The sequence below is a fragment of the Arthrobacter sp. H14 genome (assembly GCF_000520495.1).
In the GTDB taxonomy this organism is placed as follows: Bacteria; Actinomycetota; Actinomycetes; order Actinomycetales; family Micrococcaceae; genus Arthrobacter_C.
In genome coordinates, this window is sequence record NZ_KI914646.1 from 93,297 (window position 1) to 98,728 (window position 5,432).

A 5,432-nucleotide genomic window follows, 5' to 3' on the forward strand; every position below is an offset into this window, starting at 1 on the left:
GCCTGCCCTGCCATAGACCCACAGTCCTTCTGCGCCCCGGGCCGCCGCGAATCCCGTCGTGATACGGATACTCCGGTTCCGGTTTGCTTGCAGCAGCCGCTGGGAAGTCTCGACCATACGTTCAAGCCGAGGCACTTCTGCTACCGCGACGTCGGGGTGCACGCCAGTAAGGAAACAAATTTCGCTGCGGTATACATTGCCGATGCCGGCCAGATTCCGCTGGTCGAGCAGCGCCAGTCCAATAGCCCGGGCTGGATCGGTCCGGAGCCGCCGGACAGCCTCCTCGGCATCCCAGTCCGGCCCCAGCAGATCCGGACCGAGATGCCCGACAGCTCTGTCCTCTTCGCTGCGTGCCAGCACCTGGAGGGTTCCAAGTGAGTATCCGACGGCGGTAACAGTGCCGGTCGCGAGTACGGCCCGCGCGGTGAAGGCTGGCCGGCGCCACTTTCCGCCGGACCGGTAGACGTGCCAGCTGCCTTCCATTTTCAGATGCGAGTGGATGGTGACGAGCCCGGTGGCTGCCCCCATGGAGCGACCCTCGGCCGCCGCATTGCCGTCGTCCGGGGCATCTCCGAGCCGGATCAGCAGATGCTTTCCCCGCGCCAGCACTTCAGTCACCGTCCGGCCGGACAAATCCACGGTGGCATAGCGCGGCACCCGGAAGTCCGTACGGGTCAGCTTCTGTCCGGCCAGGGCGGCGTTCAAGCGGTGTGCCGCCGCCCAGACTGTGTCGCCTTCAGGCATGGCGCCACCTCATTTACGGATCCGCAGGCCGCGGGGCGTGGTGTAGAAGCCGGCGGTTTCGAGTGCATCGCCAACCGCCGTGCCGAGAATGTCGATTCCGTTCACCTTTTCGATCGCCAGTTTGTCCACCGCTCCCCGCCGAACGGTGCCGGCGAGCGCCGCGGCAGCCGGGATGACGGATTCGACGTCGTCGGTAAATGCCAGCAGGGTTTTGCCGCCGCGTTCCACATACAGGGTCAGCGCGCCATCGACCAGCACGACCATGGCTCCCGCCTTGCGCCCGGGCCGGTGTCCACTTTCGGTGGGTGGCCAGGGCAGCGCCGCACCGTAGGGGTTTGCCGGATCGGTTGCCGCAAGCGCAATGGCGGAAGGTTCCTGTTTGTGCAGCTGTGCGTCTTCGTTGAAGGACCGCAGCCGGTCGACGGTGGAGGGCAGGGCGAACTGCGCGGCGCCCAGGGATTCGATGAAGTAACCGCGCCGGCAGCGGCCCATTTCCTCCAAGCCGGAAAGCACCTTGTACTGCAGGGCGAAACCACCGGGGATTCCCTCGGCACCGACCGCGCCACGGGTGAGAATTCCGTACCGGTCCAGCAGCAGTTCCGCCGTGGCATGGGCGTGAACGGTCGTGTCGCCCTCGGGATCAGGCAGCAGCGACCAGCGGCCTCCGACGATGGGCGGCGAACGGCGTGCACCGGGACCGCCGGCGGCCGGTTCGGATTGGCCGGCAAGATTGCGGTTGGTCAATCCACGGCCGGACAGTGAGCCCCGCCTGCTGTGCCGCAGGGACCGGACCCGTGGCGCCGCGGCACGTTGTTTGTGGGCGGTGCGGCCTCCCGCCAGCAACGTCCGGACCGGCGTGAAGGTGTCATTGCTGATCCGTCCGGCCCAGGCAAGGTCCCATAAGGCTTCGACGACGGCGTCATCACCTGGGACGCGGGTGCCCGTGTCTCCGGTTGCTCCCCCGCCCGCTTCTGCCCTGGCTCCATTTGCCGCCGTCGCGTCCGTTGCCGCCGTCGCCATGGCTGCGCCATCGGCCAACTGCCGGAAGAAGTAGGCGCCGCCGGAGGCGAGGAAGTCCAGGATCGCGAGCTGGAGGGCGGACGGTTCGTGGCCGACGGCGGGATTGAGCGTCAGCGGCGCGGCTTCCGCCAGATGCAGGCTGATCCAACCGTCGTTACCGGGAATGGAACCGGCGCCGGACCAGAGGACCTCGCCGGTCGCCATCAGTTCGTCCAGCATGGCCGGCGAATAGTCGCTGACCCGGGAGGCGAGCACCAGCGGTTCCCACGCCGAAGCAGGAACGGGAACGCCGGAGAGCTGATCGATCACGGTTGCGACGCCGTCGAGCCCGCGCAATTGGTTGGATTTTCCGGACGCGGTGACATTCTGCCAGGCGGGCAGGAACCGCCCGTAGGTGGCAGGGTCAACCGGTTCGACGTCGTGGCGCAGCGCGGCCAGGGAGCGGCGCCGAAGCTTGCGCAGGACCTCGACGTCGCACCATTCCGAACTTGCCGGTGTGTGTCCGGCGGCGGGCGATTCCGCCGGACGGAACTCTCCCTCCACAACCCGTCCATCGGTGGCAAGACGCTGCAGGGTGGTATCGACGACGGCGATGCCAAGTCCCAGCCGGGCGGCAGCTTCGGTGCTGGTGAACGGTCCGTGGGTACGCGCATACCGCCCGATCAAGTCTCCCAACGGATCCGCAACCGGCTCGATGAACGCGAGTGGAACGCCCATTGGCAACGGTGTGCCCAAAGCGTCGCGCAGCCGGGCCGCATCTTCCACCGGCGCCCATTGTTCTGCCCCGCCGATGTTGACCCGGAGCGCGCGGTTGGTTTTCACCAGTTCGGCAAGATGCTCGTGAGCCTGTGCCTCTGCCAGTGACCCGGCTGGCTCCGCTGATCCTGCTGACTCCTCGGTCTCAACGGTCCGCTCGCCCGGACCGGCCGCTTCCCCGGCCGACAAGCGCGCGGCGACCTCCGCCGTCGTCAATGGTCCCAATAGCCGCAGCAGATCCGCGACTCCCTCCAAGCCGCGCACCTTCCGGTCCTCGGCCAGGCGCTGCAGCTCCAGCTCGGTCTGCTCGATCACCTGGACGTCGAGCAGTTCGCGCAGTTCCGCCCGGCCAAGCAGTTCGGCGAGCATCGCCGGGTCCAGCGAAAGGGCGGCAGCGCGGCGTTCGGCCAGCGGGCTGTCCCCCTCATAGAGGAACGAAGCGACGTAGCCAAAAAGCAGCGACCGCGCGAACGGCGATGGTTGCTGGGTAGTCGTTTCGACCACGCGCAGTTCGCGTCGTTCGATGCCCGCGGCGAGCTCCTTCAGCGCGGGCAGGTCGTAGACATCCTGCAGGCACTCACGGACGGTTTCGAGCACGATCGGAAACGTGGGGTATTTGCGCGCGACGTCGAGCAGCTGGGCTGAACGTTGGCGCTGCTGCCAGAGCGGGGAACGTTTGCCGGGATTGTGCCGGGGGAGCAGCAGGGCGCGGGCCGCACATTCCCGGAAACGCGAGGCGAACAACGCGGAACCGCCCACCTCTGCGGTGACAATGGCGTCCAGTTCGTCGGCCTCGAAGATGAACAGCTCGGCCCCAGGAGGTTCATCCTCCATCATCGGCACCCGCAGCACTATCCCGTCGTCGGACGCCATTGCGGAGCCGTCCATTCCATAGCGTTGCTGCAGCCGGGCGCCCACCGCCAACGCCCATGGCGCGTGGACGGGCATCCCGAACGGCGAATGCAGCACCACCCGCCAGTCGCCAAGCTCGTCGTGGAAACGTTCGACGACGAGAGTCCGGTCATTGGGTACCTGACCGGTCGCCTGGGCTTGCTCCGTGAGGTAGGCCAGCAGGTTGTCGGCGGCCCAGTCATCCAGACCATTGCTCCGGCAGCGTTGCATCGCCGTCTCGGTGCTCGCACTGGACAGCTCCCGAACGAAGGCGCCGAGTGCCCGGCCCAGCTCGACCGGACGGCCGAGGCTGTCGCCTTTCCAGAACGGCAGTTTTCCGGGCTGTCCATACGCTGGCGATACGAGGACCCGGTCGTGGGTAATGTCCTCGATGCGCCAGCTGGTCGCACCAAGGGCAAAGACGTCTCCAACCCTCGACTCGTAAACCATCTCCTCATCGAGCTCGCCGACCCGCCGGCCACCCGGCGCCTTGCCCTTTGAGCCGTCGTCGCTGCCGACCAAGTACACGCCAAAGAGACCGCGGTCCGGAATGGTTCCGCCGGACGTAACGGCAAGCCGCTGCGCTCCGGGACGGCCGGTGATGGTGCCGTCCACCCGGTCCCACACGATGCGTGGACGCAGTTCGGCAAACTCGTCCGACGGGTACCGTCCGGCCAGCAGGTCAAGGGTGGCGTCGAAGGCGGACCGGGGGAGTGAGGCAAAGGGGGCGGACCGGCGGACCGTGTCGAACCATTCCTCCACGTCGATGCTCTCCAGGGCGGTCGCGGCAACTGTCTGCTGGGCGAGGATGTCGAGCGGATTGGCCGGAATGGAGAGCGGTTCGATCTTTCCAGAGAGCATGCGTTCCACCGTGATGGCGGCGTGCACCAGATCGCCGCGGTGTTTAGGAAACAGCACGCCTTGGGAAATTTCGTCCACCTGGTGGCCTGCCCGGCCCACCCGTTGCAGACCGCTGGCGACCGACGGCGGCGATTCCACCTGGACGACCAGGTCGACGGCGCCCATATCGATGCCAAGCTCCAGACTGCTGGTCGCAACCACGCAGCGCAGCCGTCCCGATTTCAGGTCGTCCTCGATCATGGCCCGCTGGTCCTTGCTGACGGAACCATGGTGCGCCCGGGCGAGCACCGGCTCCGCGCCTTCGCTCGATCCTGCCTGCGCCATGATCTGCGCGGGCGGCCCCGAGGGCTCATCCCAGACCGAGGTGTCCGCCAGGGCTGTACGGGCCGCATGGATTTCGTTGAGCCGCGCCGTGAGGCGCTCGGCCAGGCGCCGGGAGTTCGCGAAAACGATACTGGACCGCTTGGCGGTGATCAGGTCGACGATCCGTTCCTCCACATGCGGCCAGATTGAACCCTGTGGCGGCGCACCAATCTCCGGTTCATCGCTCGACGGCGCCACCCCGAGTTCCGTCATGTCCGGAACCGGAACGGAGACGGTGATATCCCACCGTTTGTTCGACTCCGGCGCGACGATGGCCACTGGTGCGTTTCCGCCGAGGAACCGCGCCACAGTTTCGTGCGGTTCCACGGTGGCGGAGAGGCCGATCCGCTGTGCGGGTTTAGGCAGCAGTGCGTCCAGCCGCTCCAGGCTGAGCGCCAGGTGGGCGCCGCGTTTGCTCCCGGCAACCGCGTGCACCTCATCGACAATGACGGTGTCGACGCCGGCCAAAGTGGAACGCGCCTGCGAGGTGAGCATCAGGAACAGCGATTCCGGCGTCGTAATTAATATGTCGGGTGGCCTCGACAGCAGAGCGCGGCGTTCCGACTGGGTTGTGTCGCCGGAACGCACGCCAACGCTGACATGCGGCGGATCCACGCCGAGCCGCTTGGCGGTTTGGGCAATGCCGATCAACGGGGAACGCAGGTTGCGTTCGACGTCGACGCCGAGCGCTTTGAGCGGGGAAATGTAGAGCACCCTGGTACTGCGTTTTTGCTGCTGCTTGCCTTGCGGTTCCTTGCCGGCCGGCGGTTCGTTGCCTGTTCCGGTGTTGGCGGCAT

The 5,432-nt window shown here is 66.9% G+C and carries 2 protein-coding genes; both read right to left on the bottom strand.

The features are described from left to right. Window positions 1–744: DNA-formamidopyrimidine glycosylase family protein (locus Y707_RS24680; protein WP_035780939.1), on the bottom strand; the 744-nt coding region annotated here is incomplete at its 3' end. Between the two features lie 9 nt (window positions 745–753). Next, window positions 754–5,432: ATP-dependent helicase (locus Y707_RS24685; RefSeq protein WP_081744742.1), on the bottom strand; the 4,679-nt coding region annotated here is incomplete at its 5' end.